The organism is Skermanella mucosa (assembly GCF_016765655.2).
GTDB classification, from domain to species: Bacteria; Pseudomonadota; Alphaproteobacteria; order Azospirillales; family Azospirillaceae; genus Skermanella; species Skermanella mucosa.
In genome coordinates, this window is record NZ_CP086106.1 from 3,060,498 (window position 1) to 3,086,042 (window position 25,545).

Annotated in this window: 29 protein-coding genes; 14 read left to right on the top strand and 15 right to left on the bottom strand. The window is 67.1% G+C overall.

The window, feature by feature from the left end; genetic code table 11:
• Positions 1–43 precede the first annotated feature (43 nt).
• From madL to JL100_RS14020, 3 genes are all read left to right on the top strand, one after another.
• Positions 44–448 (top strand): malonate transporter subunit MadL, encoded by a 405-nt coding sequence (gene madL, locus JL100_RS14010; protein ID WP_202680312.1) that lies wholly within the window; start codon positions 44–46, stop codon positions 446–448.
• A gap of 6 nt (positions 449–454) precedes the next feature.
• Positions 455–1,219 (top strand): malonate transporter subunit MadM, encoded by a 765-nt coding sequence (madM, locus tag JL100_RS14015; protein WP_202680313.1) that lies wholly within the window; start codon positions 455–457, stop codon positions 1,217–1,219.
• Positions 1,220–1,337: 118 nt separating this feature from the next.
• Complete coding sequence (locus JL100_RS14020) at positions 1,338–3,023, top strand: adenylate/guanylate cyclase domain-containing protein (protein ID WP_202680314.1); 1,686 nt, start codon at positions 1,338–1,340, stop codon at positions 3,021–3,023.
• Between the two features lie 6 nt (positions 3,024–3,029).
• Here the strand turns inward: JL100_RS14020 and JL100_RS14025 are convergent, their stop codons facing one another.
• Complete coding sequence (locus JL100_RS14025) at positions 3,030–4,490, bottom strand: MATE family efflux transporter (protein WP_202680315.1); 1,461 nt, start codon at positions 4,488–4,490, stop codon at positions 3,030–3,032.
• A gap of 270 nt (positions 4,491–4,760) precedes the next feature.
• On the opposite strand from JL100_RS14025, the gene JL100_RS14030 reads away from it, so the two are divergent.
• From JL100_RS14030 to JL100_RS14045, 4 genes are all read left to right on the top strand, one after another.
• A complete protein-coding gene (locus JL100_RS14030; RefSeq protein ID WP_228421255.1) occupies positions 4,761–8,006 on the top strand; it encodes a DEAD/DEAH box helicase in 3,246 nt (1,081 codons plus the stop codon).
• A gap of 80 nt (positions 8,007–8,086) precedes the next feature.
• Entirely contained in the window at positions 8,087–8,497 is a 411-nt protein-coding gene (locus tag JL100_RS14035) for a hypothetical protein (RefSeq protein WP_202680317.1), read from the top strand.
• 73 nt (positions 8,498–8,570) lie between these two features.
• Entirely contained in the window at positions 8,571–11,105 is a 2,535-nt protein-coding gene (gene secD / locus JL100_RS14040; RefSeq protein ID WP_202680477.1) for a protein translocase subunit SecD, read from the top strand.
• A 122-nt stretch (positions 11,106–11,227) separates the two neighbouring features.
• Entirely contained in the window at positions 11,228–11,866 is a 639-nt protein-coding gene (locus JL100_RS14045) for a TerC family protein (protein ID WP_202680318.1), read from the top strand.
• 11 nt (positions 11,867–11,877) lie between these two features.
• On the opposite strand, the gene JL100_RS14050 is transcribed toward JL100_RS14045, so the two are convergent.
• Together JL100_RS14050 and JL100_RS14055 are read right to left on the bottom strand one after the other, a co-directional pair.
• Positions 11,878–12,315: a YeeE/YedE family protein gene (locus tag JL100_RS14050; protein ID WP_228421256.1), complete on the bottom strand. Its 438-nt coding sequence runs from the start codon at positions 12,313–12,315 to the stop codon at positions 11,878–11,880.
• A 4-nt stretch (positions 12,316–12,319) separates the two neighbouring features.
• Positions 12,320–12,745, bottom strand: coding sequence for a YeeE/YedE family protein (locus JL100_RS14055; RefSeq protein WP_202680319.1), 426 nt, complete (start codon positions 12,743–12,745; stop codon positions 12,320–12,322).
• Positions 12,746–12,841: 96 nt separating this feature from the next.
• Here JL100_RS14055 and JL100_RS14060 point away from each other — a divergent pair, with 96 nt between their 5' ends.
• The 3 genes from JL100_RS14060 to JL100_RS14070 all read left to right on the top strand — a co-directional run bounded on the left by JL100_RS14060 (position 12,842) and on the right by JL100_RS14070 (position 14,200).
• On the top strand, positions 12,842–13,201 hold the full coding sequence (locus JL100_RS14060) for a carboxymuconolactone decarboxylase family protein (protein WP_202680320.1): 360 nt from the start codon (positions 12,842–12,844) through the stop codon (positions 13,199–13,201).
• A gap of 31 nt (positions 13,202–13,232) precedes the next feature.
• Positions 13,233–13,901, top strand: coding sequence for a Crp/Fnr family transcriptional regulator (locus tag JL100_RS14065; protein WP_202680321.1), 669 nt, complete (start codon positions 13,233–13,235; stop codon positions 13,899–13,901).
• Positions 13,902–13,999: 98 nt separating this feature from the next.
• The gene (locus tag JL100_RS14070) at positions 14,000–14,200 is read left to right on the top strand and encodes a YgaP family membrane protein (RefSeq protein ID WP_407696996.1); all 201 of its coding nucleotides are present in this window, start codon (positions 14,000–14,002) and stop codon (positions 14,198–14,200) included.
• 16 nt (positions 14,201–14,216) lie between these two features.
• Here JL100_RS14070 and JL100_RS14075 read toward each other — a convergent pair whose 3' ends face one another.
• The 9 genes from JL100_RS14075 to JL100_RS14115 all read right to left on the bottom strand — a co-directional run bounded on the left by JL100_RS14075 (position 14,217) and on the right by JL100_RS14115 (position 21,263).
• Entirely contained in the window at positions 14,217–14,600 is a 384-nt protein-coding gene (locus tag JL100_RS14075) for a thioredoxin family protein (RefSeq protein WP_228421258.1), read from the bottom strand.
• A gap of 4 nt (positions 14,601–14,604) precedes the next feature.
• Positions 14,605–14,934: an antibiotic biosynthesis monooxygenase family protein gene (locus JL100_RS14080; protein ID WP_202680322.1), complete on the bottom strand. Its 330-nt coding sequence runs from the start codon at positions 14,932–14,934 to the stop codon at positions 14,605–14,607.
• 267 nt (positions 14,935–15,201) lie between these two features.
• Complete coding sequence (locus JL100_RS14085) at positions 15,202–16,185, bottom strand: PQQ-dependent catabolism-associated beta-propeller protein (RefSeq protein ID WP_202680323.1); 984 nt, start codon at positions 16,183–16,185, stop codon at positions 15,202–15,204.
• 178 nt (positions 16,186–16,363) lie between these two features.
• Complete coding sequence (locus tag JL100_RS14090) at positions 16,364–17,014, bottom strand: response regulator (protein ID WP_202680324.1); 651 nt, start codon at positions 17,012–17,014, stop codon at positions 16,364–16,366.
• Entirely contained in the window at positions 16,986–18,383 is a 1,398-nt protein-coding gene (locus JL100_RS14095; protein WP_202680325.1) for a histidine kinase, read from the bottom strand. Before JL100_RS14095 ends, JL100_RS14090 begins: the two co-directional genes overlap by 29 nt.
• A gap of 123 nt (positions 18,384–18,506) precedes the next feature.
• Entirely contained in the window at positions 18,507–19,103 is a 597-nt protein-coding gene (locus JL100_RS14100) for a DUF2076 domain-containing protein (protein WP_202680326.1), read from the bottom strand.
• A 58-nt stretch (positions 19,104–19,161) separates the two neighbouring features.
• Positions 19,162–19,899, bottom strand: a complete 738-nt coding sequence (locus JL100_RS14105; protein ID WP_202680327.1) for a Bax inhibitor-1/YccA family protein — start codon at positions 19,897–19,899, stop codon at positions 19,162–19,164.
• 62 nt (positions 19,900–19,961) lie between these two features.
• Entirely contained in the window at positions 19,962–20,732 is a 771-nt protein-coding gene (locus JL100_RS14110) for an anti-sigma factor family protein (protein WP_202680328.1), read from the bottom strand.
• A gap of 3 nt (positions 20,733–20,735) precedes the next feature.
• Positions 20,736–21,263 (bottom strand): sigma-70 family RNA polymerase sigma factor, encoded by a 528-nt coding sequence (locus tag JL100_RS14115; protein ID WP_202680329.1) that lies wholly within the window; start codon positions 21,261–21,263, stop codon positions 20,736–20,738.
• A gap of 147 nt (positions 21,264–21,410) precedes the next feature.
• Here JL100_RS14115 and JL100_RS14120 point away from each other — a divergent pair, with 147 nt between their 5' ends.
• Positions 21,411–21,728 (top strand): hypothetical protein, encoded by a 318-nt coding sequence (locus tag JL100_RS14120; protein ID WP_202680330.1) that lies wholly within the window; start codon positions 21,411–21,413, stop codon positions 21,726–21,728.
• Positions 21,729–21,892: 164 nt separating this feature from the next.
• Here JL100_RS14120 and JL100_RS14125 read toward each other — a convergent pair whose 3' ends face one another.
• From JL100_RS14125 to JL100_RS14135, 3 genes are all read right to left on the bottom strand, one after another.
• Positions 21,893–22,285, bottom strand: a complete 393-nt coding sequence (locus JL100_RS14125; protein ID WP_202680331.1) for a DUF1127 domain-containing protein — start codon at positions 22,283–22,285, stop codon at positions 21,893–21,895.
• A 131-nt stretch (positions 22,286–22,416) separates the two neighbouring features.
• Positions 22,417–22,707 (bottom strand): hypothetical protein, encoded by a 291-nt coding sequence (locus JL100_RS14130; protein ID WP_202680332.1) that lies wholly within the window; start codon positions 22,705–22,707, stop codon positions 22,417–22,419.
• An 89-nt stretch (positions 22,708–22,796) separates the two neighbouring features.
• Positions 22,797–23,036 carry a DUF1127 domain-containing protein gene (locus JL100_RS14135; protein ID WP_202680333.1) on the bottom strand — a complete coding sequence of 80 codons (240 nt, stop codon included), beginning with the start codon at positions 23,034–23,036 and terminating at the stop codon, positions 22,797–22,799.
• A 430-nt stretch (positions 23,037–23,466) separates the two neighbouring features.
• Between JL100_RS14135 and JL100_RS14140 the strand changes: the two genes are divergently transcribed.
• The 3 genes from JL100_RS14140 to phhA all read left to right on the top strand — a co-directional run bounded on the left by JL100_RS14140 (position 23,467) and on the right by phhA (position 25,523).
• Positions 23,467–24,003 carry a glycine cleavage system protein R gene (locus JL100_RS14140; protein ID WP_202680334.1) on the top strand — a complete coding sequence of 179 codons (537 nt, stop codon included), beginning with the start codon at positions 23,467–23,469 and terminating at the stop codon, positions 24,001–24,003.
• 49 nt (positions 24,004–24,052) lie between these two features.
• Positions 24,053–24,463: a DUF5872 domain-containing protein gene (locus tag JL100_RS14145; protein ID WP_202680335.1), complete on the top strand. Its 411-nt coding sequence runs from the start codon at positions 24,053–24,055 to the stop codon at positions 24,461–24,463.
• Between the two features lie 181 nt (positions 24,464–24,644).
• Entirely contained in the window at positions 24,645–25,523 is an 879-nt protein-coding gene (phhA, locus tag JL100_RS14150; RefSeq protein WP_202680336.1) for a phenylalanine 4-monooxygenase, read from the top strand.
• Positions 25,524–25,545 lie beyond the last annotated feature (22 nt).

Below are 25,545 nucleotides of genomic sequence, written 5' to 3' on the forward strand. Positions count from 1 at the left end.
GCACCGGGGCCGAAACACCATAAGATTCTGAGGAAACGTTCAAATGGTCATCTACGGAGTTGCACTCCTGTCGATATGCATGCTCGTGGGCATGATCGTCGGCGAACTGCTCGGCATGGCGATCGGCGTCCAGGCCAATGTGGGCGGCGTCGGCATCGCGATGCTCCTGCTGATCCTGGCGACCGACTACCTGAAGAAGGATTTCCGGCTGGACCAGTGGTGCCAGCAGGGCATCGGCTTCTGGAGCGCCATCTATATCCCGATCGTCGTCGCCATGGCGGCCCAGCAGAACGTGGTCGCCGCCCTGAAGGGCGGTCCCGCGGCCGTGCTGGCCGGCACCCTGGCGGTGGTCGTCAGCTTCGCCCTGGTCCCGGCGATCACCCGGATCGGCCAGCCGCGCGACGAAGCGGAGCGGGCCGATCCCGTGGCCGTCAAGGGCGGGGAGTGACGGGATATGCTTGAAGCCCTCGCCGATATCCTCGTCAAGAACGCTCTCGTCACCGCCTTCGCCGTGGTCGGCGTCACTATCTGGATCTCCTACCAACTCTCGGCCAAGCTCACGCGCGGCCGGCTGCACGGGTCGGCCATCGCGATCATCCTGGGGCTGGTCGCGGCCTATTTCGGCGGTCTGTTCACCGGCGGGAACAAAGGGATCGCCGACGTGCCCCTGCTGGCCGGCATCGGCCTGATGGGAGGCGCCATGCTCCGCGACTTCGCGATCATTGCGACCGCCTTCGGCGTCAGCTTCGGCGAGATCCGCAAGGCCGGCGTCAGCGGCGTGGTCGCGCTGTTCGCCGGGATCATCGTCTCCTTCGTGATCGGCGCCGCCGTCGCCATGGCCTTCGGCTATTCCGACGCGGTCAGCATGGCGACCATCGGGGCGGGAGCCGTGACCTACATCGTAGGCCCGGTGACGGGAGCCGCGCTCGGCGCCAGTTCGGACGTGATGGCCCTCAGCATCGCCGCCGGCCTGATCAAGTCGATCCTGGTGATGATCGGCACGCCCTTCGTCGCCAAGAGCATCGGCCTGGACAATCCCCGCTCCGCGATGGTGTTCGGCGGGCTTATGGGCACCACCAGCGGGGTCGCAGGCGGGCTCGCCGCGACCGATCCGAAGCTGGTTCCCTACGGCGCCATGACGGCGACCTTCTATACCGGCCTGGGATGCCTGTTGGCGCCGTCGGTGCTGTTCATCGCGACCCGTGCCCTGGTCGGCTGACGGCGGAGCCGAAGCGGCTTGACACCGATGCCCCGGATCGTGCCTCTGGTCAACACGCGATCCGGGACCACTTCTGGTAGGTTCCTGCGCCGCACCAACGACCAGCCCGAAGTTCCTGATGCCCACACTCTCCGGAAGCCGCCGCTTCCAGCAACTGCGTACGATCTCGGGACTGGTGCTGTTCGCCTATGTGCTGATGCACATGCTGAACCATTCGCTGGGCTTGATCTCGCTCGAGGCCATGGACCGCTGGCGCTTCCTGCTCTCCTGGCAGTTCGCCGGGGGCTGGATCGTCATCCTGACGGCGGCGGTGGTCCATGCTGCCCACGCGCTGTGGTCGTTGTACGATCGGCGGGTGATGCGCATGCCGGCGTGGCAGTTCATGCAGCTTCTGCTCGGGCTCGCCATTCCGTTCCTGCTGATCGAGCACGTGCTGGGCACGCGGGCAGTCACCGAACTCTACGGCGTGCAGCCCAGCTACGCCCTGGTCCAGCTGACGTACTGGCGGCTGGCGCCCCACCTCGGCATCCTGCAAAGCACGGTCATGGTCGTCTCCTGGGTCCATGGCTGCGTCGGGCTGCACTTTTGGCTGCGGCTCCGGCCCTGGTACCGATCCGTGGCGCCCGGCCTCTTCACCCTGGCGGTGCTGGTCCCGACCCTGGCGCTCCTGGGTTTCGTCGTGTCCGGGCGGGCTCTGCTGGTCGAGACGGCGGACGGCGCCGCGATCGCCGAAATACTCAAGGCGGCCCAGATCCCCGGGCCGACGTCGGCCGCCTTCGTCAGCCAGACGGCCCTGAACTTCCGCTACGGCTTCGCGGCGCTGATCGTCGCCATCCTGTTCGCCCGGGGCGTCCGCAACCTTCTGTCGTCACGGTTCGGTACGATCACGCTCAGCTATGCCGAAGGCCCCACCGTGACCCTGCTGCCCGGGGCCAGCATACTGGAGATGAGCCGGGCCTACGGCATCCCGCACGCGTCCGTCTGCGGCGGACGGGGGCGATGCTCGACCTGCCGCGTCAGCGTCAGGCACGGCCGCGACCGGCTGCCTCCGCCCTCCTCCGCCGAACAGCGCGTGCTGTCCCGGATCGGGGCGGCGCCCGATGTCCGCCTTGCCTGCATGGTCAGGCCGAAGCACAGCCTGACCGTGCGCCCGCTGATACCGCCGGCGTCGAATCCCGAACTGGCGCTCCAGCCTTCGACCCACCTGGAAGGCCAGGAGCGGGAGATCGTGATCCTGTTCGCCGACATACGGGGCTTCACCAGCCTGTCGGAGGCGCGGCTGCCCTACGACGTGGTGTTCATCCTGAACCGCTATTTCGAAGCCGTCGGGCAGGCGGTGGAAAGCAACAACGGCCACATAGACAAATTCATCGGCGACGGCATGATGGCGCTGTTCGGCATCAGCGACGACCCGGTCAGGGCCGCGAAGGATGCGCTCGTGACGGCCCGGGCCATCGCCGAGCGCATCGACCGGCTGAACCGCGACCTTGAACACGACCTGCCCCATCCCTTGCGTGTCGCCATCGGCATCCATGCCGGAACGGTGATCCTGGGCGAGATGGGCTATGGCCGCGCCCGCTCCTTCACCGCCATCGGCGACCCGGTCAACACCACCTCCCGGCTGGAGCAGATCGCCAAGGACAACGAGGTAGAGCTGGTGGTCAGCCGCGAGGTCGAGGCGCGGGCCGGCATCGACCTGGGCCGGCATCCCCTCCAGTTCGTCCCGGTCCGCGGCCGGAAGGCGGCGATGGAGGTGCGGCTCATCAGCTCGGCCGCGGCACTGGCGGCATCTCCCGTCGCCTGACGCCGGTCAGTCCTCGCCAGCGGCCGGCCGGACGGCCGCGAGGGTGGCGAGCGCCGCCTTGCCCGACGAGACGGGCTGGGCCGGCGGCTCGACGACGATCGGTCCGGGTCCGAGCCGATCGTCCTTCAGGCGGCCGACGACCCGGAAGGCGACGACCACGGCGGCCAGCCCGAAGACGAGCGCGCCCGCCGCCTGGCCGATCACGATCCCCTGCGCGCCGCCCGCCCAGGCGCCCAGCGTGACGAAGGGGATCGTTCCCAGTGTGGCGCGTCCCCAGTTGAAGCCGGTGGACAGCAACGGGAAGCCCAGGTTGTTGAAAGCCGCGTTGGCGACGAACAGGCAGCCGATGAACAGGAAACCTCCGGCGGTCAGCGTGCAGAACAGGCGCACGATGTCGGCCGCCACGCCTTCCACCGAGAAGACCTGCACGAGCAGGTCCTGGCCCAGGAACAGGACGAACCAGACCGACGCGACGTAGGTCAGCATCACCGTCAGGCTGGCCCGCAGGGTCTCGCGGATGCGCTCATAGATCCGGGCGCCCAGGTTCTGCGCGAAGATCGGACCGACCGCGCCGCTGAGCGCGAAGATCACGCCGAACGCGACCGGCACGACCCGGTCGACGATCGCCAGCCCGGCCACCGCCGCGTCGCCGAACTTCGCCATGGAGAAGGTCACGTAGGCCGAGGCGACGGGTGTCGCGACATTGGTCAGGATCGCCGGCCCCGCGACCCTGAACAGCTGCCGGGCGTCCCGCGGAAGCGCCGCCATCGAGGGACGTCCCACCAGCCCGTGGACCGTGGACGCGCCGTGCCACCCGATCGCGACCAGGACGCACCGGGAAAGCAGCGCCGCGATCGCGGCCCCCATCAGGTCGAGGTCGAAACCGAAGATCAGGATCGGGTCCAGCACGGCCGTCGCCAGCCCGGCGAACAGGGTCACGTTCATGGACCGCCGGGCGTCCCCGACGGCCCGCAGCAGCGCCGAGCAGCACATGCCGACGCCGAGCAGCGGCATGGTCGGCGAGACGATCGTCAGGTAGGTCTCGGCGAACCGCTTGGTCTCCCCCCGGGCTCCGAGCGCCGACAGGATGGGGTCGAGGAACGGAACCGTCAGGATGCCGACCGCGAGGCTCGCCACCAGCATGACGACGAGGCTGGAGCCGGCGAGCCGGCGGGCCTCCTCCCGGTCGCCGGACCCGATCGCCCGGGCGACGATGGCGCCGGTGCCGATGGTCAGGCCGATGCACAGGGAGATCTGGAAGAACAGGATCGTCCCGGCGAACCCGACCGCCGCGGCCAGTTCCCTGACCCCCAGCATGGAGATGTAGAACAGGTTCGCCAGATCGACCGCGAAGACCGCCATCAGGCCGACGGAACCGGTGGTCGTCATCACCACGACGTGGCGCAGCGGCGATCCCGACGTGAACTTGGGCGCCTGGGCCTGACCTTTGCCGGAAGCGACGGCCATGGATCCTATCCTTCGTTGTGCCAAGACCGGCAACATGCTGGAAAAACAAGCTATACCGTTTCGCGTAACCTGTCGTGAGCGGTCTCTGCTGATATGCAGAGACAGAGGTGTGTGGCAATGGCGGGCAAAAATAGGTATCCTCCGTCCTTCGCCCTCTCCTGAGATCCGACGCTTCCGTAACATCCAGCAAAAAGATTCATGCCACTGGTCAACCACACTGCGCGGGCTTCATCGCCTGCCGGCGCCCCGGTTCCCTTTGCCGAAGAGGACGTGTCGCGCGTCTTCGATCAGAAAACCCTTCAGCGTGCCCGCGGACTGCTGCTCGCCGGCGCTGCACGGCTTCTGCCTGCCCGGGAGCATATCGCCGCGACGGTGACGGACCTGGGACGGACCCACACGGTGATGGTGGTGCCGTCGCATCGCAACCAGCGCGTCACCCTGGAGCGGACCTGCACCTGCGGACGCTCGACCTGCGCGCACATGGCGGCGGCGGCACTCCTGGCGCTGGACAGCCGGCCCGAATGGCGGCGGGCGGTGCAGCCGTCGTTCCTGGACCGGGTGGCCGCCCCCAAGGCGCCGGCCGCGCCGGAGCCGGCCCCTCCCGGGGTCACTCCCGGAGCCCCCGCCGGAATTCCGCTGGCCTACTGGACGCTGGAGGCCGGCCAGGGCGACGCCGCCCTGTACGTGACCGCCACCCTGGCGGTCGGCGGCGCGCCCGAGCGGCCCGCCACTCCCCGGCAGGTGGTCGACCACGCCGCCGGGATCGAGCAGGCCGGAGCCGATCGGACCGTCGCCCGCCTGCTGGGCGCCGGAGCGCTGGTCCGCACGCCGGTGCCGAAGGGCAAGGCCGACGCGGTCGACAAGCTGCTCCGCTGCCTGCTGGCGACCGGACGGGTGCGGTGGCACAGCGGCGTTCCGCTGGTCTCCGGTCCCAAGCGCGTGGTCCGCGCGTTCCGGGATCCGCGGACCGGGACGCTGCGGCCGACCGGCCTGCCGGAGGGCGGAGCCCTGATCAAGGGCCTGGGCCACTGGTGCGTCGATCCCGGGGCGGGACAGATCTGCGCGGTCGATCTACAGATCGTCACCATGCCGAAGGCGGCGGCCGCGACGCCGCCGGCCAAGTCGGCATCGGCGAAGCCGGAGGTGCAGAAGCCACGCATCGTGACCCGCCGGACCGCGCAGCGGACTCCGGCGCCTCGGATGGTGCCGGCCGACGTTCCGCCCCGGCCGCCGCGGTCCGATCCCGCCGTGATCGTCGAGCGCAGCCCGAAGATCACGGCCCGCCTCGGCCGCGTCGTGTCGGCCGGTGAAGGCATGATCGACATCCTGCGGTTGGCGTTCGATTACGGCGATCCCGGCCAGCCGGCGGAGATCGAGGCCGACGACCAGCGCCAGTTCGCCCGGATCGAGACGCCGGACGGGCCGCCCGTGTTCGCGCGGCGCGACAAGGCCGCCGAGCAGGAGGCCATGGCGCGCCTCGCCCGGATCGGCTTCGCCCAGCTCCGGATCGACCCGCCGAAGGGTTCCTTGGAAGACCGGGGCACGCGGGTCCACCGCATGACCGGCAAGGATCCCGACGCCGCGTGGCGTGCCTTCTTCACCACCCAGGTTCCGGCGCTGGAAGCCGAGGGCTGGACCGTCCATATCGGTTCCGACTTCGGCACCCGCATGGTCGAGTCCGCCGGCGACGTCGCCATCACCGTGCGCGATGCCGGCGAAGGCTGGTTCGACATGGAGGTCGGCGTCGAGATCGAGGGCCAGCGCCGCTCCCTGCTGCCCATCCTGGCCCGCCTGATCGACCGCGGCGGAATGGCCGCGATGCGTGTGATCGACGGGCAGGCCCACGTGATGCTGGAGGACGGCAGCGTGCTGGCGGTTCCGGCCGACAGGATCAAGCGGCTGTTCAGCGTCCTCGAGGCCATGCTGGAGACCGGCCGGCGGTTCGAGGAGAAACTCCAGGTACCGATGGGCGAGGCCGACCTGCTGGTCGACATCGACGACCTGGTGTCCCGCCGCCCGGACGAGAGCGCCCAGATCGAGGCGTTCCTCCGCAAGCTGACCGAGGACGAGACCCTGCCCGAGGTGGCGGCTCCGGCCAGCTTCCGCGGCGACCTGCGCGACTATCAGCGCACCGGCCTTGCCTGGCTGCAGCGTCTGGCGGCCAACAACGTCGCCGGAATCCTGGCCGACGACATGGGCCTGGGCAAGACCGCGCAGACACTGGCGCACATCGCCCTGGAGCACGAGAGCGGCCGGCTGGAGGATCCTTGCCTGGTGGTGGTTCCGACCAGCTTGGTACCCAACTGGGTCAACGAGGCGAAGCGCTTCACGCCGCACCTGCGCACCCTGGTGCTGCATGGCCTGGACCGGCACGAGCGCCGGGCCGAGATCGCCTCGGCCCAGATCGTGATCACGACCTACGGCGTGGTCGCCCGCGACATGGACCTGATGAAGGATTGCCCGTGGCACCTGGTCGTGCTGGACGAGGCCCAGGCGATCAAGAACCCGGACTCCCGTTCTACCCGCGCCGTCTGCGCGCTGAGGGCGAAGCACAGGCTGTGCCTGTCCGGAACGCCGGTCGAGAACAATTTGGGCGAACTCTGGGCCCAGTTCGCCTTCCTGATGCCCGGGTTGCTGGGTGACCGGAAGGATTTCCAGAAGCGGTTCCGGACACCGATCGAGAAGCGCGGCGACGCGACCCGCGCCGGCCTGCTGGTGCGCCGGACCCGGCCGTTCCTGTTGCGCCGGACCAAGTCCGAGGTGGCGAAGGAATTGCCGCCCAAGACCGAGGTGATCCGGCATATCGAGCTGGACCAGGAACAGCGCGACCTCTACGAGACGATCCGCCTGTCGGTCCACGAGAAGGTGCGGGCGGCGATCGCCAACAGCGGCCTGTCCGGCAACGCCATCACCGTGATCGACGCGCTGCTGAAACTGCGTCAGGTCTGCTGCGATCCCAGGCTGGTCAAGATTCCGGCGGCGGCCTCCGTCGGCGAAAGCGCCAAGCTGAGCAGCCTGATCGAGATGGTCGGCGAGATGGTGCCGGAAGGCCGCCGGATCCTGATCTTCTCCCAGTTCACCTCGATGCTGGAGCTGATCAAGCCGGAGCTGCGCAAGGCCGGCATCGCCTTCGTGGAACTGACCGGGGCCACCCGCGACCGCAACGAGCCGGTCGAGCGGTTCCAGCGCGGCGACGTGCCGGTCTTCCTGATCAGCCTGAAGGCCGGCGGGCGGGGACTGAACCTGACCGCCGCCGACACGGTCATCCACTACGATCCCTGGTGGAACCCGGCGGCCGAGAACCAGGCGACCGACCGCGCGCACCGGATCGGGCAGGACAAGCCCGTCTTCGTCTACAAGCTGATCGCCGCCGACACCGTGGAAGAGCGGATCCTTGAGCTTCAGCGCCGCAAGGACAATCTCGCCGCGGCGACGATCGAGGGGACGGCCCTGTTCAGCACCCTCGGCACCGGCGACATCGACTACCTGTTCGGGGAGGCGGACGAGGAGGAATGAGCAGGCCGGGAAATAGATAATCCTGGCCGACGTTCCGCCGCATGTGTAGCTTGCGCCGATCTCCTCCAGCCGTGAGTTCGATGACCGAGTTCCGAGAACGCCGTATCCCGACAGGCCAGGGTGTCAGAGCCGTCGCTCTGGCGCTGGTGTTCTGCCTGTTGTCGGCCTTCTGCTGGACAGGGATCCCGACCGCGCCGGGATCCGCCGCCGCGCCGTCGTCGCCGTCCGGCGGGGCCTCCGGATCGGGCGGCGGCGATGCGGGCGCCGGTGAGAGATTCCATCTGCCCCGGCAGCTCTTCGTGGAGGCGTCGCGCGCGCCCTTGCGCGATCCGCCGATGCCGGAACCGATCTTCGCCGTCCTCGTGGCGATCGCCTTCATGGCGGCCGGGGACCTGATTTCCGCGCCGGACCGCCTGTACGCTCCGGTCCCGGTTCCGGGTATGGGCTGGGCAAGCCCCCGCATTCCCACGGGTCCCCCCGTCGCCGGCTGACAGCCTTCGAAACTCCCGCCATCGCTGCAATGCCTTGATCATGCCGAAAGCCGGCGTGAGAAAGTTGTCATCCGTGCTTCATTTCTCCAAGACGAAGATCTGGATCATCTCGGCCGTCTGTGCGCTGGGTGTCCTCTTCACGCTGCCAAACTTCATCCCCGCTGGAATCCTGCCGGGCTGGATGGCGCAGCAACGCGTAAACCTGGGCCTCGACCTCCAGGGCGGTTCCTACCTGCTGCTGGAAGTCGACATGGACACCGTCGTGCGCGAGCGCCTGGAAAGCGCGCTCGACAGCGCTCGGACGGCGCTTCGCACCGCCGGCATCCGCTACACCGACCTCGCGGTCCGCGACCGGGCGGTCACCTTCGCGCTGCCCGACCCGGACCAGGCGGAGGCCGCGCGCACGGCGCTCGCCGACCTGCTGGGAACCGGGCTGAGCCCGGCGCAGCGGGATTTCGCCTTCTCCTCGGACGGCGGACGGGTCCGCCTGGACTTCACCGATGCCGCGGTCAGCGACCGTGCGGCACGGGCCGTAGAGCAGTCGATAGAGATCGTCCGCCGGCGGATCGACGAGACCGGCGTCAACGAGCCGGTGATCGCCCGCCAGGGGACGAACCGCATCCTGGTCCAGCTGCCCGGCGTGACCGATCCCGACCGGGTGAAGCGTCTGCTCGGCCAGACCGCAAAGATGACCTTCCACCTGCTGGGCGACCAGACCGTTGCGCCGGGCACCCCCGCCCCCGCCGGAACCCAGTGGCTTCCTTCGGTCGATCCGGCGTCCCGCGGGCAGCAGTACCTGGTGCGCCGGAAGATCGAGGTGGACGGCGCCAGCCTGCTCGACGCCCGCCCCGGCAACGACCAGCGCAGCGGAAGCTGGGTGGTCAATTTCGAGTTCGACGGGCCGGGCGCCCGGCGCTTCGGCGAGATCACCAGGCAGAACGTGGGCCGGCCCTTCGCCATCGTGCTCGACGGCAAGGTGATCAGCGCACCGGTCATCCGCGAGCCGATCACCGGCGGCCGTGGCCAGATCAGCGGTAATTTTACCACCCAGGGAGCCAACGACCTGGCGGTCCTGCTCCGCGCGGGAGCCCTGCCGGCGCCGCTGACGATCATCGAGGAACGCACGATCGGGCCCGACCTGGGCGCCGATTCGATCCGCGCCGGCATCATCGCCTGCCTCGTGGGCTTCGTGCTGGTCGTCGGCTACATGGTGATGTCCTACGGGCTGTTCGGCGTGTTCGCCAACATCGCCCTGATCTTCAACCTGTTCCTCACCGTGGCCGCGCTGTCGCTTCTCCAGGCGACGCTGACACTTCCGGGCATCGCCGGAATCCTGCTGACGCTGGGCATGTCGGTCGACGCCAATATCCTGATCAACGAACGCATCCGGGAGGAAACCAGGCGCGGCCGGTCGGCCTTCGCCGCGATGGAGACCGGCTTCACCCGCGCCTTCGCCACCATCATGGACAGCAACCTGACGACGCTGATCAAGATGGTGCTGCTCTACGCTGTGGGAACGGGAACGATCCGCGGTTTCGCGGTCACGATCAGCCTGGGCATCATCACGTCGATGTTCACCGCCACGGTGGTGACCCGCCTGCTGATGGTCACCTGGCTCAAGCGGAATCGGCCCAAGGTGCTGCCGATCTCGACCGGGTTCCGGCTCGCGCCCGACGACACGAAGATCCCGTTCATGCGCGGCAAACGGATGGGGCTGATCCTGTCGGTCCTGTTGAGCCTCGCCTCGGTCGGCCTGTTCTTCAAGCCGGGGCTGAACTACGGCGTCGACTTCGCGGGCGGAATCGTGATCGAGGTCCGGACGGAGCAGCCCGCCGACTTCCCCGAACTTCGCGAGAGCCTCGCCCAACTCAACCTGGGTCCCGTGCAACTCCAGCAGTTCGGCCAGCCGACCGACGTGCTGATCCGCTTCGAGCGGCAGCCCGGCAACGAGGCGGCCCAGCAGCAGGCGGTCAGGGCGGTCCAGGACAAGCTGGCGTCCGAGTTCCCCGGCACCACGATCCGGCGCGTCGAATCCGTGGGGGCATCGGTCAGCGGAGAGCTGTTCGAGCAAGGGATGCTGGCGCTCGGTTTGGCGGCCATCGCGATGCTGATCTATATCTGGTTCCGCTTCGAGTGGCAGTTCGGCGTCGGCGCGGTCGTCACCATGCTGCTCGACGTGACCAAGACGATCGGCTTCTTCGCGCTGACCGGCATGCAGTTCAACCTGACGGCCATCGCGGCGATCCTGACCATCATGGGCTACTCGATCAACGACAAGGTCGTCGTCTACGACCGCGTCCGGGAGAACCTGCGGCTGTACCGCAAGATGCCGCTGGGAGAATTGATCGACCGGAGCATCAACGAGACGCTGAGCCGGACCATCGGCACCTCGGTGGCGCTCTTCCTGGCGACCCTGCCGCTCGCGCTGTTCGGCGGCGAGGCGCTGCAGGAGTTCGCGCTGGTTCTGCTGTTCGGCGTCGTGCTGGCGACATCGTCATCGATCTTCATCGCGGCGCCGATCCTGCTGTATCTGGGCGAGCACCGGCTGCGCCGGGGTACGACGGAGGCGGCCCCCGATGCCGTCGGCGGCGCTCCCAGCACGCCCTGATCCTGCAGGATTGTTCCCGCTCGGCTGTTTCATCAGTTCTGCCGGCGAGACGAAGACAGACGTTGGCAAGGCCGGCTCCTCTCAGAAAGCCGGCCATCGCCCGAATAAGGAAATTTGGACAAATGGAAGAATTCGGGCTGTGGCCCCAGATGGTTGCCCTCGGGCAGGTCATCGCGATCGATCTTGTACTGGCCGGCGACAACGCGATCGTCGTCGGCATGGCGGCCGCGGGAGTTCCCATCGAGCAGCGCCGCAAAGTCATCTTCTGGGGCATCGGCGCCGCCATCGGCCTGCGCATCTTCTTCGCGCTGATCACCACCCAGCTTCTCGCCATCATCGGCCTGACGCTGGCCGGCGGCGTGCTGCTGCTGTGGGTCTGCTGGAAGATGTTCCGCGAGTTGCGGGACCAGGGCAAGGGGGAGATGGCACCGGACGAAGCGCTGGCGTCGGATGCCCCGGCGCCAGGGCATACCAAGAGCTTCGGCTCCGCCATATGGCAGATCGTGGTGGCCGACGTGTCCATGTCGCTCGACAACGTGCTGGCGGTCGCCGGCGCCGCCAAGGAACACCCGACGATCCTCGTGATCGGGCTGCTGCTGTCGGTCGCCTTGATGGGCGCCGCCGCCAACATGATCGCCCATGTCCTGCACAAGTACCGCTGGATCGGCTGGGTCGGCCTCGCCATCATCACCTACGTGGCGCTCGACATGATCTACCGCGGAAGCCAGGAAGTCGCGCAGCATACCACGTGGCTGCTCTGACCTCCCGGAACTCAGGCCTTCGACCGCTGCTCCGTCCGCCGCAGCGCAGGCAGGCTGTGCGCACCCATCCCGGCCACCATGGCGACCACGAATAGCCATGTGGCCGGATCGCCGTATGAAAGAGCGGCGAGCGCCGGGCCGGGGCAGTAGCCGACCAGCCCCCAGCCGGCGCCGAACAGCACGGCACCGAGGGCAAGCCTGGCGTCCAATCCGGACTTCGTCGGCGCGGCGAACCGGTCGCCGCAGACCGGCCGCTCGCACCGGCGGGCCGCCCTGAAGCCGATCATCGCGATCGGAATGGCCGTCCCCATCACGAAGGCGAGGCTGGGGTCCCAGTTTCCGGCGACATCGAGGAAGGCAAGCACTTTCGCCGGATCGATCATTCCGGAGACGACGAGGCCGGCGCCGAACAGCAGGCCGGACACCAGCGCGACGATCATCATGGGCATGTCCTCATGCTCCCAGCAGGTGGCGGGCCACGAAGACGACCGCTGCCCCGCTCGCCATGAACAGACCGGTCGCGATGAGCGAGCGGAAGGACAAGCGCGCGAGCCCGCAGACACCATGGCCGCTGGTACAGCCGCTGCCCAGCCTGGTGCCGTAGCCGACCAGCAATCCGGCTACGATCAGCAGCATCGGAGAGGCCTGCAGGGCGGCAGGCCTGCCGATCCCGGCTCCTGCCCAGAGCAGCAGGGGAGCGGCGAGAAGGCCCGCCAGGAAACAGAGTCGCCAGCCGATATCGCTGCCGCGCGCGGTCGCCAGACCGCCGACGATACCGCTGACGCCCATGATACGCCCGGCCCCGTACCACAGCAGGGCCGCGGCGGCGCCGATCAGCGCGCCGCCCGCTGCCGAAGAATACGGCGTGAACGCGTCCATTTCGAGTGCCCCCGCTCGTTAAATTAGCATTGACTTATATAAAGCGGCGGCCCTAGCGTCGCAACTGCATTCTTCTCCATATCCGAGGTATCTCCCATGTCCGGAACCTGGACGAACACCACGGCCGACCTGTCGGCCGCCATCAAGGAACTGCGCGGCGGCGCTCCCGCGGTCATGCAGAGCTTTTCGGCTCTGGCGCAGGCCGCCTTGAAGGCCGACGCCCTGGACACCAAGACGAAGGAGCTGATCGCGCTCGCGATCGCCGTCGCCACCCGGTGCGACGGCTGCGTCGCCTTCCACGCCGAAGCCGCCGTGAAGCAGGGCGCCACGCGACAGGAAGTGCTGGAGACGATGGGCATGGCCGTCTACATGGGCGCGGGCCCCAGCGTCATGTATGCTGCCCAGGCGCTGGAGGCCTATGACGAGTTCCGCGATGTCAAGGCCCGCAACGGGTGACCTGGGCCGGGAGTCCACTACGGAAATGAGCATGGCGATCGGTTGGCTGCAATCGATTCCCGCCTTGCGGGACCTGGACGACGCGGCACGCGGAATCCTCGCCCGGCAGGCGGAGCTGGTCACCCTGAAGGCCGGGACGGTGCTGTTCCGGCCGGGCGATCTCTGCGCGAACTTCCTGATCGTCCTGGAAGGCTCGGTGCGTGTCCACCTGCTGTCCGAACTGGGACGCGAGATCGTGCTGTACCGGGTCGGCCCCGGTTCGACCTGTATCCTGACCACGTCCTGCCTGATCGGAAACGAAGGCTACAGCGCGGAAGGCGTGACCGAAGCGGAAGTATCGGCGGTGGCACTGCCCAAGGCTGCGTTCGATACCCTGATCACCCGATCCGGCATTTTCCGTGACTTCGTATTCCGGAGCTTCGGGGCCAGGCTGACCGACCTGATGAGGCTGGTCAGCGAGGTGGCGTTCGGCAGGATCGAATGCCGGCTGGCCGAGGCGCTGGTCAAGCATGCGCCCGGAGGCGGCGTGGTTCCCCTCACCCATCAGGCCCTGGCGACCGAGCTCGGCACCGCCCGCGAGGTCGTCAGCCGCCAATTGAAGGAGTTCGAGCACCGGGGATTGGTCGGCCTGGGACGCGGCAGGCTGGAGGTGCTGGACCCCGGCAACCTGCGATATCTTGCCACGGCGGCACCCGGCTGACACCGAATGTGACTTAGTCACTGAGCCAAACGGCGCACGGCGCGATGCTCGCGGCACGGCCCCAAGATGGAGCCCCCAAGATGGAAAGGGAACGTGCCATGTCGCTGCCAAAGAATATGGGAATGATCGACCGCGCCCTGCGGATCGTAGCCGGCCTCGTGCTGATCTCGCTGGTTTTCGTCGGTCCCCAGAGCCCGTGGGGCTGGATCGGCGTGGTTCCCCTGCTGACCGCCTTCATCGGCTTCTGCCCGGCCTACACCCTGCTGGGCATCCGTACCTGCCCGCTCAAGCAAGCCTGACCGGACGGATCGGCAACTACGCCGGTGCGACCCGGCGCAGTTGCCGGCCGATCACGTCCAGGAACGCGTCGGCGCCCGGCCAGCTCGTGATCCGCCCAAGCTGGCGGCGTCCGTGGAACAGGAAGAAGACCGGTATGCCATGGACGCCGAAGCGGGTCGCCATGTCGAAGTCGTCATAGACATTGTCATGGAACCAGCGCACGTCCGGGGACTGGAAGCGCTCCGGCGCCGTCATCATCGCCCGCTTGGCGATGTCGCAGTTGGGACAGTTGCGTCCCCACAGGAACAGAACCGTCAAGGCTTCCGGCGCGTCCTCGGCCAGCGCCGCGTCCAGGTCGGCACTGCCGACCCGGCGCATCGGGAACAGATCGAAGAAATCCGACAGCTCGGCTCCGGCCAAGGCGCTACTCTCCGGCGGACGGGTTGGTAACGGTCTGGATGACCTCGAAGCCTTCGAATTCCGGATGCCCCAGGTACAGGGGCTTGTTGCCGCCGGCACCCTTGTGGGCATCGCGGAAGGCCTCCGAGCGGGTCCAGCCCTGGAAGTGCTCCTCCGACTGCCAGACCGTGTGGGAGCTGTAGAGCCGGTGATCGTCACGCTGCGGGCCGCGCAGCATGTGGAACTCGACGAAACCGGGAACCTTGTGCAGGTGGCTCTCCCGGTTCAGCCAGACCGCCTCGAAATCGGCTTCCGCGCCGGGCACCACCTTGAAGCGGTTCATCGCGATGAACATTCCGCTGTTCCTCCTGCCTTGCCGCGCGGCGAACTCCGCCGCGGCTCCTTCGGTCCCAGACATGTCGCACCGGCGGGGCTTCTGGCAAGTGCGAATGCGCCGAACGCCGTTCACTCCGCCGGCGCGGCATGCGGAGCACGGCGGCCTCGCGTTCAGCGTGCCGCCGCTTAGATAGTTACCGGACCCCATAAAAAATACCCGGACAGTCTGGCGACGGTCCGGGGCGGGAAGTCTCGGTTGCGTTTGCTGGAGTTTAACGGGTTGCCGTTAGGGCTTCACGATCACTCCCCAGGGTGCGCGGCCGACCGGGATCGACTTGATGACCCTGCTGTTCTCGACATCGATAACGCTGATGTCACTGCTGACGCCGTTGGTGGAATAAAGACGCTTCTCGTCGGGCGACAGCGCCAGGTTCCAGACGCGCTGCCCGACCAGATGGTACTTGCGCACCTCGTAGGTCGCGGGATCGACTTCCGCCACGCGGTTGCTGGGTCCCAGGGCGACGAAGGCGCGCTTCATGTCCTTGGTGATCTGGATACCGACGGGCTGGATGGCCTCCTTCGATACGCCGCTGACGGCGAACTCGATCTTCTTGACCGGCTGGCGGGTCGCGGAGTCGATCACGCTGACGGTTCCGCCGATCTCGGCCGAGACCCACACGTGCTTGCCGTCGGAGGTGAACTCGGCCACGCGCGGCCGGCTGTCCACCAGCACGTTGGCGACGATCTCCTTGGTGGAGGTGTCGATGAAGTGGGCCATGTTGGTGGTTTCGGACGTATTTACCAGCAGCTTGCCATCCGGGCTGATGCCCATCCCCTCCGGCTCGACGCCGACCTGGATCTCGGCCAGGATCTTGCCGCCCTTCGTGTCCACGACGGAGACCATGTTGTCGTCCTCGTTGGCGACGTACAGCACGTTCTCGGTCGGATGGTGGACGAACAGTTCCGGGTCCGGTCCGGACGGCAGGCGGCCGACGACCTTGTTGGAGGACAGGTCGATCACGTCGATCCGGTTCTCGTCGCCGATGCAGACATAGAGCTGCGTCATGTCGTGGTTGAAGGTGATCCCGCGCGGCCGGCGCCCGACGCGGATCGTTTCCGTGACGGCCAGCGTTTCGCCGTCCACAACCGAAATGGTGTTATCCTTTTCGTTGGAGACGTAGATCGTGTCGGCCATGGCCGGCAATGAGGAGGCGACCGCGAGGACGCTTCCCAGCAAAATGCGCTTCAATGTGCCAAGGGAGGCCACCATGTGACGTTTCCTCATGTTTATCGCTCTTCTTCTCCGGATATACTTTCATAAGACACGTAAGTCAGCGCAACATATTTCTATGGTGGATTCACATATTCATTTTTTGACTGAACCGGGATTCCACTTCTTCCTTGGTGTGATTGCCGAATTTTCCCGAATCCTCCTTTTCAGTTCGGACTCAGGGCGTCACGCGATGCTCGACGGCGATGCGAATCAGATCCCGTATGCTGCGCGCGCCCAGCTTCGTCTTCATGATCGTGCAGGTATTGCTCACCGTCTTGTAGCTGACGCCCAGGCGTTCGGCGATGTCGGCGATGGCGCTCCCCTGCCCCAACTCCGCCAGGACGCGCAGTTCCCGGGCCGTCAATCCCTGCAAGGGACTGCGGTTCGGGGCGAAGCTCATCACGGCGACCTCGCGCGCCATGTCGCGGCTCAGGTAGATGCCGCCTGCCAGTACCGTCCCGACGGCCGCGACCAGCTCCTCCGGCGCATCGTTCTTGGTGACGTAGCCTCGGGCTCCTGCCTCCAGGGCGCGTGCCGCGAAGACGGCATCCTCATGCATGCTGAAGACGAGGACGCGGATATCCGGAACCATGCGGCGCAGCCGATCGAGCAGGTCCAGTCCGCCGATGTCGGGCAGTCCCAGGTCCAGGACGACGGCGTCGGGAGGCTCGGCCCCGCAGAGCTCCAAAGCCCGGGCGCCGCTGTCGGCTTCCATGATCTCGTAGGGACCAGCGGAGGCGAGGAGCCGCCGGCAGCCGGTCCGGACCACCGGATGGTCGTCCACCAGCAGCAGTCTCTCAGGCTTTCCGGCGGGCGTTCCTGCCATCTTCTTTCTCCTCTTGCGTCCGGGGGGAGCCCGGGACGAACGGGATCATCCCCTGGACCGTCACGCCGCCCCCGGGCTGCGACAGGATGGCGATCGACCCGCCAAGCGCCCTCACCTGGTCGGACATCGCATGGATGCCGATCCCGGCCCGGTCGTCGCTGGCGATACCCCGACCGTCGTCCCGAACGCTGAACCCGACCGCGTCACCCGCGCCGGGTTCCCGCACGGAACGGAGCTCGACCTCCACCCTCGTGGCGCCGGCATGACGGGCGACGTTCATCAGGCTTTCCTGCACGACCCGATAGAGGGTCACCGACGCGGTATCGTCAAGCCGGTCGATGGTATGGGCGACATCCCCGGGCAGACGGAGGTGCCAGTCGATGCCCGGCTCGTTGACGCGCCAGCGCTTGACGGTATCGGCAAGCACCGCGGACAGCGGCAAATGCTCCAGCGCCATGGGCCGCAGCCGGTCGAGCAGGCGCCGGCTCATGCGCTGGACGGTATCGGCGAGGCCCAGCACGGTTTCGCATCGCTCGGTGACGGCACCGCCGGCAGCATCGGGCAGGGTCCGGGCGACCTGTGCGAGCGACCGGATCTCGACCCGGATCCCGAAAAGGCAGGGTCCCAGCTCGTCATGGATCTCGCCAGCGATCTGGCGCCGCTCCGCCTCCTGGACCTCGATCAGCTTGCGGCCGAGTTCGCGGTTCCTGTCCTCCGCCTGGCGCAATTCCAGGGCCAGCGTGTTGATCGTTTCGCCGATGCGCCGGAGTTCGCGCACCCGGATCGGTTCCAGGTGGACCTGGTACTCGTGGCGGCCCAGCCGCTCCAGGGCTCCCGACAATTGCGCCAGGGGCCGCAGCGCCCGCTCCATGGCGATCCAGGAGAGGATTATCGCGGCAGCCGAGACCATCGCCAGGATCAGCGCCAAGTTCGTCAGATCGGCCCAGACCTCGGCGATCTCGTCTTCCGGCGCCGCCACGACCAGGACCCGCGCGGGCGCGCCGTTCGACAGGCGCATCCTGATCTCCTCCTGCCGGTGGTCGGGACCGACCAGCCGGTAGAACCAGTCCGGAACACGGGTCGTCACCAGCGCCGGCAGGGCGGTCGCGGCACCGTCGGCGGCGATCGCGATCCGGACATGCCTGAGCGGCAGCATCGCCAGTGCGGAACTGATGGCATCCGCCGCCGACCGGGGATCGGGAGCGCCGGCCAGCGTCCGGATCACCAGCGTCGTCGCCAGCTCCATGCCCGCGTCCACCTCCGTTTCGACCGCGGTCCTGGCATTGACCACGACCGCTATGCCGGCCACCAGCACCGCCAGGGCAAGCACGGCGGAGAACAGAAGCACGAAGCGGAGCTTGAACGACACGACGGGATCTCCTGAGGCACCCGACTGGCGGCGGACTCGCGGCCGCGATACGGTCCGGGGGCGCGGACAGGAAGTCCGCGCCCCCGGGGTCAGATTGCCTCAGCCTCGACGATGGGGAAAGCGTCAGATCTCCTCGTCGCCCCCGAAGAAATCGCCGCCCTCGTCGGCCGCGAACTCCTCGGGAACCTGTTCCTCGACCGCGCCGACGGCTTCATCGGCCATCGCCTCGCCCGACGAGAACATGCTGCCGAGCGCATTGCCGATCAGCATGCCGCCGGCGACGCCCATGGCCGTCTGCATGGCGCCCGCCATGAAGCCGCCGCCCTGGCGCTGCTGGTGTTGCGGGTTGGCGTAGGCGGCCACCCGCGGGTCGCCGGGAGGGGCGGCATGCCGCTGGCTTCCCCACGGCGAGTTGGACGGCGGCGCCGGCTGGCGCTGCTGCGACCCGCCGCCGAACAGGCTGCCGAACAGTCCGCCGCCCCCAGACGCCGGGCGGGACTGCAGTTCCTGCTCCAGCTCCTGGATGCGGGCCTGGGAGGCGGCAAGGGCCTGCTCCTGGATGACGATCGCTTGCGCCATCAGGTAGGGAGCCGCAGGCTGACGGGCCACCTGCTCGCGGATAAAGCCCTCGGCCTGGGCGTCGCGCGGGCCGGACTGGGCCTCCGCTTGCCGCAGCTTGCCGAAAAGCTCGTCGATGATCTGGCGTTCGTTGTTGTCCATGATTGTCCCGCTGAGATTGTTTTTATGGCGATGGGGCGAAGGATCGGTGTCCGCCCGGCTATTCCTCGCGCTGCCCGGTGAGCTGGAGCAGCATCTGGAACAGGTTGATGAAGTTCAGGTAGAGGCTGAGGGCGCCCATCACGGCCAGCTTCGTGTTGGTGTCATGGCCGTAATGCTCGGCGTAGCTCTCCTTGATGTTCTGGGTGTCGTAGGCGGTCAGGCCGGTGAACACCACCACGCCGATCACGGAGATGGCGAACTGCAGCGCGCTCGACCCGAGGAAGACGTTGACGATGCTGGCGATCACGATGCCGATCAGGCCCATGATCAGGAACGAGCCCATCTTCGACAGGTCGGTCTTGGTCGTGTAGCCCCACAGGCTGGTCGCAGCGAACATCGCCGAGGTGATGAAGAAGACCCGGGCGACGCTGGCCCCGGTGAAGACCAGGAAGATCGACGCCATCGACACGCCCATCACGGCGCAGAACGCCCAGAACGTCATCTGGAGCGCCGACGAGGACATCTGCTCGAAGCGCCAGGACAGCACGAAGATGAAGGCGAGCGGCGCCAGCATCACCACCCACTTCAGGGGCGTGGTGAAGATCGGCACGTAGAGCGCCGGGGTGCTGGCGACGAAGGCGGCGATCAGGCCGGTGATGGCCAGACCCAGCACCATGAAATTGTAGACCCGCAGCATGTGCTTGCGCAGGCCCTCGTCGAAGGCGCCCTGATCGACGGCACGGCCGAAGACTCCCGGCTGGTTGGGCGGCTGCCGGTTCGGATACTGGTTGAACATGGTTGCTCCCTGATCCTGGTTGTCTCAACAGGCTGGTTGATGTTTGGTCACAGGCCGGAGGGTCACCGGCTGATCCGGGCGGCCAGCGTCAGCAGGTCATCCCGGTCGGCCGATCCGCCCAGGACATAGGCGAACCATCCGGACTGCCAATAGGCGATGGTCACGCCGTCGACCTCCTCGGCATAGGGCTGGTCGATGCTGAAGCTGTCGGTCTCCACCGCGAAAAGGGTCAGCGACTCCCCGGACGGACCATGGAACAGAACCTGGACGGCATTGCCCTGGTCCCAGGGGACGAGGTGCGAGGCGACCGGCGTGAAGGTCCTGGGCAGGTGCGGCAGCGGTATCGCCGGGCTTGAGCCGGTGGCGAGGTCGGCGATACGTTCCGGCGCCGTCGCGGAGCGCGTGAACAGGGCGTTGCGCTCCTCCACCAGGATCGTCCGGTGAGCATCGACCGCCTCGTCGGCATAGACAGGCAGGATATGTGCCGCGGACGCGGGGTCCGCGCCGAGGCCGCCGAACGTTGCGTGGGCGAGCCAGCCCGTGGCGAGCAGAAGCGACGCCGCGATGGCACGCCGGCTGCGATGCAGCGTCCTGCGAAGCGCGAGGCGGCGGCCAAGGCGCTCGGCCGGAAGGATGGCCTTGTCCACCCCGGCGACGGTCGCGGCCTCCGTCAGGGCCAGCCGCAATTCGTCCCTCCGGCACAGGTCGTCCATGACCTGCGCGGCAAGCTGGGGATGCCGCGACAGGTATTCCTCTACCTCGATGCGGCGTTCGGCATCGAGCTGGTCGTCGACATAGGCCATCAGGTCGAGTTCGGATATCGGTTCGGTCATGGCTCACCTCACCAGGCGCAGGGAGGGTCTGTTCCCGGCCGGCACGTCGATCGGCGCGGCCGCCGAACTCCCGCGCAGGGCTTCCCGGGCACGGGCAAGGCGCGACATCACGGTGCCGACCGGGATGTCCAGCAGTTCGGCCGCGTCCTTGTAACTGAAGTTCTCGACGGCGATCAGCACCATCACCTCGCGCTGGTCGTCCGGCAGGCGCATCAGCGACGCGATGGTCTCGCTGAAATGCACCTGGGTGAACTGGGTGGGGGGAACGGCCTCCGACGCGAGGGACCCGATCTGGTCGGCGACCTCGCCCTCGAGAGCGCGCCGCCGCAGGGCCGAAGCATTCGTGTTGTGCATGATGCCGAACAGCCACTTGCGCAAGTCCCGGCGGGGGTCCCAAGACCCGGCGCCCTCGATCGCGCGCGCAAGGGTTTCCTGCACCAGATCGTCGGACTGGTCGGTGTTGCCGGTGAGCGCCAGGGCGTAGCGGCGGAGCGGCAGGATATGGTCTTTGAGCAGCGGGTGCATGGCCATCGTCTCGTTCCGCACATATTCGCGTGGCTCGACGATTTATTCCCCGGGCTTCCACGATCCGGGAAAATTTCTTCACCGGGATGGAGATCCCGCCGCCGGCTGCGATGCAGCCTTTGAATATCCCCCACGGGACCTTAGATTGAGACCATGACACATATCGACGACCGTAGGCTCGACCGCCGTTTCGAGCGACTGGAGCGGCAACTGCCTGCGAGTGCCGCGCGCGTGCTGCGCTGGCTGCGCGATCCCCAAGCCACCTGGGTCAGGATTCCCGTCGGACTGCTGCTGGTGATCGGCGGGCTTCTCAGCTTCCTGCCGATCCTGGGGATCTGGATGCTGCCGCTGGGTCTGCTTCTGCTGGCCCAGGACATACCCGTCCTCAAGCGCCCGACCAGCAGGGCGATGATCCGCCTGGAGCGCCGGTGGGTGGAGTGGCGCCGCCGGCGGGCGGCGAGGAACCAGTAACGCCCGGTCAACGAAAAAGGGGAGAGCCGGTATTGCGGCACTCCCCTTTCCGGATCTTCCCAAGGCTCAACCGAGCCACAGGCCGACATTCATCATCGCCAGGCCGAACACGGCCCTCAGCAGGATGGCCGTCTCGAGCGGGGAGCCGGTCATGCCGTGTCCCCTCAGGCGACCAGCCGGCGGCGGACATACTTGATGCGACCGGCCCGGAAGTCTTCGAGATCGCCGCGGCAGACCCCGATGTCCGCCAGATCTTCGTCGGTCATGCTCAGCAGCGTGCTGAGATCGGAGTGGCGTACCAGGGTGCCTCCATGCTGCCGGCGCGCGACCGACGGGATGCCGTCACGGTCGATGCCGATGTCGCTCAAGGCGCGGTCGCTGAGGCGGTCGAGCTGGGCCCTGGTCTGGTAAAGGGTCCAGTACCGGTAAAGGAGCGAGGAAACCCTGGCAAAGATGCTGCGATCCTCGGACGGCTTCGCCGTCTCGGGACGGGAGCCGCGGAAGCCGGAGATGGTCGGCTGGATCAGTTCGTTGGAATTGGTGGTGTAGGCGGTCATGAGTCGCTCCCAAGGAATACAGTACGGGTAGCGCTTCTCTCCCTGCTTCGATTCTTCGGCTCGAATGCTTGTTCGGTTCGGGTCGGATCGGTTCGTGTCAGGCCGACTCGGCGGCCGGACGTTCCAACCCTTCAGTTACCGATAGTGCCCCGCAGCGCTCCGACGCTGTTGAGGCCGCCGGTGTGGACACGGAGGCCATGGCGGCCTTCCAGCGCTGCGGCAGCCCAGGAAAGATTGCCGCTGGTGACATCGACGTCCTGGCGGTCGCGGGGGGAAAGCGAGTCCAGCTCGGCCTGCAGGCGACGCTGCTCCAGGTGCGCTTCGGCCCGATGGAACCACCCGGCGACGGTATTCGCCAGAATCCGGCGGGCAGCGTGGAAGAACCCGGTGTGGATGGGCTGAGTGACGTTCATGCTCGACATAGTGCCGTTCCTTTTGACTGGGCGGACGGCGCCTCTCTCCCGGATATCCGTAACTTGCTCTTCTTGGATAGGCTTTGGCGGCGTGAGGCTCAGTGGCTCTCACGCAGGATGCCGAACGTGCCGGCGGCTTTCGCGCCACCCTGGCTGTTGGCGGCCTTCGCAGGCGTCAGTCTGGTCTCGGCGGCGTCGTAGGCGATCCGCACGATGTCGCCGCGGTACAGACCCATGTCCTTGAGTTCGGCATCGGACAGCTGCGACAGTTCCGAATAGGTGGACCGGAAAGCGCGGTACTGGCTCCAGATCTGGCCGATATGCTTGAAGAGGTTCATAACTCGATCTCCGACGGTAACTGGCGCCGGCGAGGTCGATCGAGCCCCGCGATGGCCAGGAGTAGATTGCAAGCCGCATCCCTGTGGCGCGTCTTCCCTCCCCGGCTGGGCGTGGCTCTTGTTCGGCCCGATGCTTAGTAAGGTATGTTTGCACCGCCGGCCTCGCCAACGCATATGCTGCATAGCAGCATTGAGAGAGGCGATGAAACAAATGGCGCAATGAAAACGGTCCGTTAACCGGTTTTCGGCTGATGCTGCAGTGCAATATATCGGTCCGGAAAGCGCCGCGCGCAAGGGTGCTGGATAGCCAAGTCCGAAAGTATGCGGACTCTGTCGGGCAAGGCGCCCATTTCGGCCGTTTGACGGAACGGTCGGGACACCTATAGGTTCATTCGGAAGAATTACGAAGAAAACCGAAAGGGAGTCACGGATGCCCTCCGCAAAGCCATCGCTCGCGCTGGTCTCGATACTCGCGGCCGACCGTGTCGGCCTGGTTTCCGCCATCGCCGGCCGCCTCTACGATCTCGGCATCAACCTGCGGGACACGACTTTCGCGGCGATGGGCCAGGGCGCGGAATTCAGCGCAGTCTGCGAGCTTCCGGGCGATCTCGGGACCGCGGAACTGGAGCGCGAGCTGGCCGCCCTTCCCGAGCTGGCGGAAGCCCGGGTGGATGTCACCGAATACGAATACGAAGCGACGCCGGGACCCGAAAGCCTCGTCACCCATACCATCGAGCTGAGCGGCGGCGACCAGTTGGGGCTGATCGCCCGGCTGGCGGAGGTTTTCCGGGAGTACGGCGCGAACATCGTTCGGCTCGAGGCGCAGACGATCCCGGGTTCCGGCGGTGACCGCTACATGACTCGCTTCGCGGTCGCCATTCCGCCCGCCCGGGCGGAAATCTGCCTCTCGGCGGTGGCCAACACGGCAGGCAGCCTTAGACTTGATTGCAGCGTCGAGGAGGCGTGATTCCCCGGGACACGCGATCGCGATGGTGCAATCACGATAGGGCGTAGGCATGGCGAGCACTGCGAAACGGACCGACCCCAAGCTTTGGGAGAAGGTGAAGCAGGAGGTGACCGCCGGCGAAAAAGGCGGCCATGCCGGGCAATGGTCGGCCCGCAAGGCGCAGTTCGCCGTTCAGGAGTACAAGCGTCGGGGCGGCGGCTACGAGGGCGGCAAGAAGAAGGACAACAGCCTTCGCCAGTGGACCGAGGAGGAGTGGGGAACCCGGTCGGGCGCGAAGAGCACCGAGACCGGCGAACGTTACCTGCCGAAGGAGGCGCGCGACTCCCTGAGCCAGGAGGAGTACCGGCGCACTACCGCGAAGAAACGCACGGACATGCGCAAGGGCAAGCAGTTCTCGGGACAGCCGGCCGACGTCGCCGAGAAGACGGCGAAGCATCGCGGCACCGGCAAAGCGACGTAGCGCCCACCGGTCGATCAGCGCTGCCGGGTTATCTTTTCGGCGGAATCCCCCTGCCTGGAGCCCCAGGCAGGCACAATATGACCATGACCGATGTGTTGTGGCTGAACCGGGCAGCGAGGGACCTGGACATCGGACTATCCTGTACCCAACGCCCGGCAGGGGCCGAACAGGGGAGGAGACGATGGAGTCGACCAAGCACGGCGCGGCAGCCGGAGATGGCAAGCCTCCGGCCAGCGGGGACTGGACCATCGACCAGGGATGGGAGTCCTACGCCGCTGAGGAACACGCGGTCTGGAAGACCCTGTACGAGCGGCAGAGCAAGCTGCTGCCCGGCAGGGCCTGCGCCGAATTCATCGAAGGCATGCGCGACCTGGGGATGGATACCGACCGTATCCCCGATTTCCGCCGCCTCAGCGAGGTGCTGGAGAAGCGGACGGGCTGGCGGGTGGTGGCGGTACCAGGCCTGGTGCCTGACGGGGTGTTCTTCGATCACCTGGCCAACCGCCGGTTCCCGGCCGGGCAGTTCATCCGCAGGCCCGACCAACTCGACTACCTGGAAGAGCCCGACGTCTTCCACGACGTTTTCGGGCATGTGCCCATGCTGGTCCACCCGGTGTTCGCCGACTACATGGAAGCCTATGGCAAGGGTGGCCTGCGGGCGCAGGGCATGGGAGTTCTGGCCAACCTGGCACGGGTCTACTGGTACACCGTGGAGTTCGGCCTGATCCGGAGCGGGGATGACCTCCGGATCTATGGTTCGGGTATCGCCTCGTCCTATACGGAAACCATCTTCGCGCTCAACGATCCGTCGCCCAACCGCATTCGCTTCGACCTGGAGCGGGTCATGCGGACGCTGTACAGGATCGACGATTTCCAGGAAACTTACTTCGTCATCGACAGCTTCGATGAACTGCTGGCCCTGGCCGATATCGATTTCGGGCCGATCTATCGACGGGTGGCGGCTTTGCCCGACCTGGAGCCGGGAACGATCGATCCGGGCGACGACGTCCTGGACAAGGGTACCGGCGCCTACCACGCGGCCCGGCGGCGGGTGGCTTGAGACAGACAGCTTGAGGATCGAC

What these genes read in the sequence shown, in the direction of transcription:
- JL100_RS14070 (WP_407696996.1), top strand. Translation starts at nt 14,000, where the DNA reads ATGTCGCTGCCAAAGAATATGGGAATGATCGACCGCGCCCTGCGGATC.
- madM (WP_202680313.1), top strand. Translation starts at nt 455, where the DNA reads ATGCTTGAAGCCCTCGCCGATATCCTCGTCAAGAACGCTCTCGTCACC.
- JL100_RS14090 (WP_202680324.1), bottom strand. Translation starts at nt 17,014, where the DNA reads ATGGCAGGAACGCCCGCCGGAAAGCCTGAGAGACTGCTGCTGGTGGAC.
- JL100_RS14065 (WP_202680321.1), top strand. Translation starts at nt 13,233, where the DNA reads ATGGCGATCGGTTGGCTGCAATCGATTCCCGCCTTGCGGGACCTGGAC.
- JL100_RS14045 (WP_202680318.1), top strand. Translation starts at nt 11,228, where the DNA reads ATGGAAGAATTCGGGCTGTGGCCCCAGATGGTTGCCCTCGGGCAGGTC.
- JL100_RS14060 (WP_202680320.1), top strand. Translation starts at nt 12,842, where the DNA reads ATGTCCGGAACCTGGACGAACACCACGGCCGACCTGTCGGCCGCCATC.
- JL100_RS14085 (WP_202680323.1), bottom strand. Translation starts at nt 16,185, where the DNA reads ATGGTGGCCTCCCTTGGCACATTGAAGCGCATTTTGCTGGGAAGCGTC.
- JL100_RS14055 (WP_202680319.1), bottom strand. Translation starts at nt 12,745, where the DNA reads ATGGACGCGTTCACGCCGTATTCTTCGGCAGCGGGCGGCGCGCTGATC.
- JL100_RS14145 (WP_202680335.1), top strand. Translation starts at nt 24,053, where the DNA reads ATGGCGAGCACTGCGAAACGGACCGACCCCAAGCTTTGGGAGAAGGTG.
- JL100_RS14025 (WP_202680315.1), bottom strand. Translation starts at nt 4,490, where the DNA reads ATGGCCGTCGCTTCCGGCAAAGGTCAGGCCCAGGCGCCCAAGTTCACG.
- JL100_RS14035 (WP_202680317.1), top strand. Translation starts at nt 8,087, where the DNA reads ATGACCGAGTTCCGAGAACGCCGTATCCCGACAGGCCAGGGTGTCAGA.
- JL100_RS14130 (WP_202680332.1), bottom strand. Translation starts at nt 22,707, where the DNA reads ATGTCGAGCATGAACGTCACTCAGCCCATCCACACCGGGTTCTTCCAC.
- JL100_RS14140 (WP_202680334.1), top strand. Translation starts at nt 23,467, where the DNA reads ATGCCCTCCGCAAAGCCATCGCTCGCGCTGGTCTCGATACTCGCGGCC.
- JL100_RS14115 (WP_202680329.1), bottom strand. Translation starts at nt 21,263, where the DNA reads ATGGCCATGCACCCGCTGCTCAAAGACCATATCCTGCCGCTCCGCCGC.
- JL100_RS14120 (WP_202680330.1), top strand. Translation starts at nt 21,411, where the DNA reads ATGACACATATCGACGACCGTAGGCTCGACCGCCGTTTCGAGCGACTG.
- JL100_RS14135 (WP_202680333.1), bottom strand. Translation starts at nt 23,036, where the DNA reads ATGAACCTCTTCAAGCATATCGGCCAGATCTGGAGCCAGTACCGCGCT.
- JL100_RS14105 (WP_202680327.1), bottom strand. Translation starts at nt 19,899, where the DNA reads ATGTTCAACCAGTATCCGAACCGGCAGCCGCCCAACCAGCCGGGAGTC.
- phhA (WP_202680336.1), top strand. Translation starts at nt 24,645, where the DNA reads ATGGAGTCGACCAAGCACGGCGCGGCAGCCGGAGATGGCAAGCCTCCG.
- JL100_RS14080 (WP_202680322.1), bottom strand. Translation starts at nt 14,934, where the DNA reads ATGTTCATCGCGATGAACCGCTTCAAGGTGGTGCCCGGCGCGGAAGCC.
- JL100_RS14110 (WP_202680328.1), bottom strand. Translation starts at nt 20,732, where the DNA reads ATGACCGAACCGATATCCGAACTCGACCTGATGGCCTATGTCGACGAC.
- JL100_RS14100 (WP_202680326.1), bottom strand. Translation starts at nt 19,103, where the DNA reads ATGGACAACAACGAACGCCAGATCATCGACGAGCTTTTCGGCAAGCTG.
- JL100_RS14125 (WP_202680331.1), bottom strand. Translation starts at nt 22,285, where the DNA reads ATGACCGCCTACACCACCAATTCCAACGAACTGATCCAGCCGACCATC.
- JL100_RS14020 (WP_202680314.1), top strand. Translation starts at nt 1,338, where the DNA reads ATGCCCACACTCTCCGGAAGCCGCCGCTTCCAGCAACTGCGTACGATC.
- JL100_RS14050 (WP_228421256.1), bottom strand. Translation starts at nt 12,315, where the DNA reads ATGCCCATGATGATCGTCGCGCTGGTGTCCGGCCTGCTGTTCGGCGCC.
- madL (WP_202680312.1), top strand. Translation starts at nt 44, where the DNA reads ATGGTCATCTACGGAGTTGCACTCCTGTCGATATGCATGCTCGTGGGC.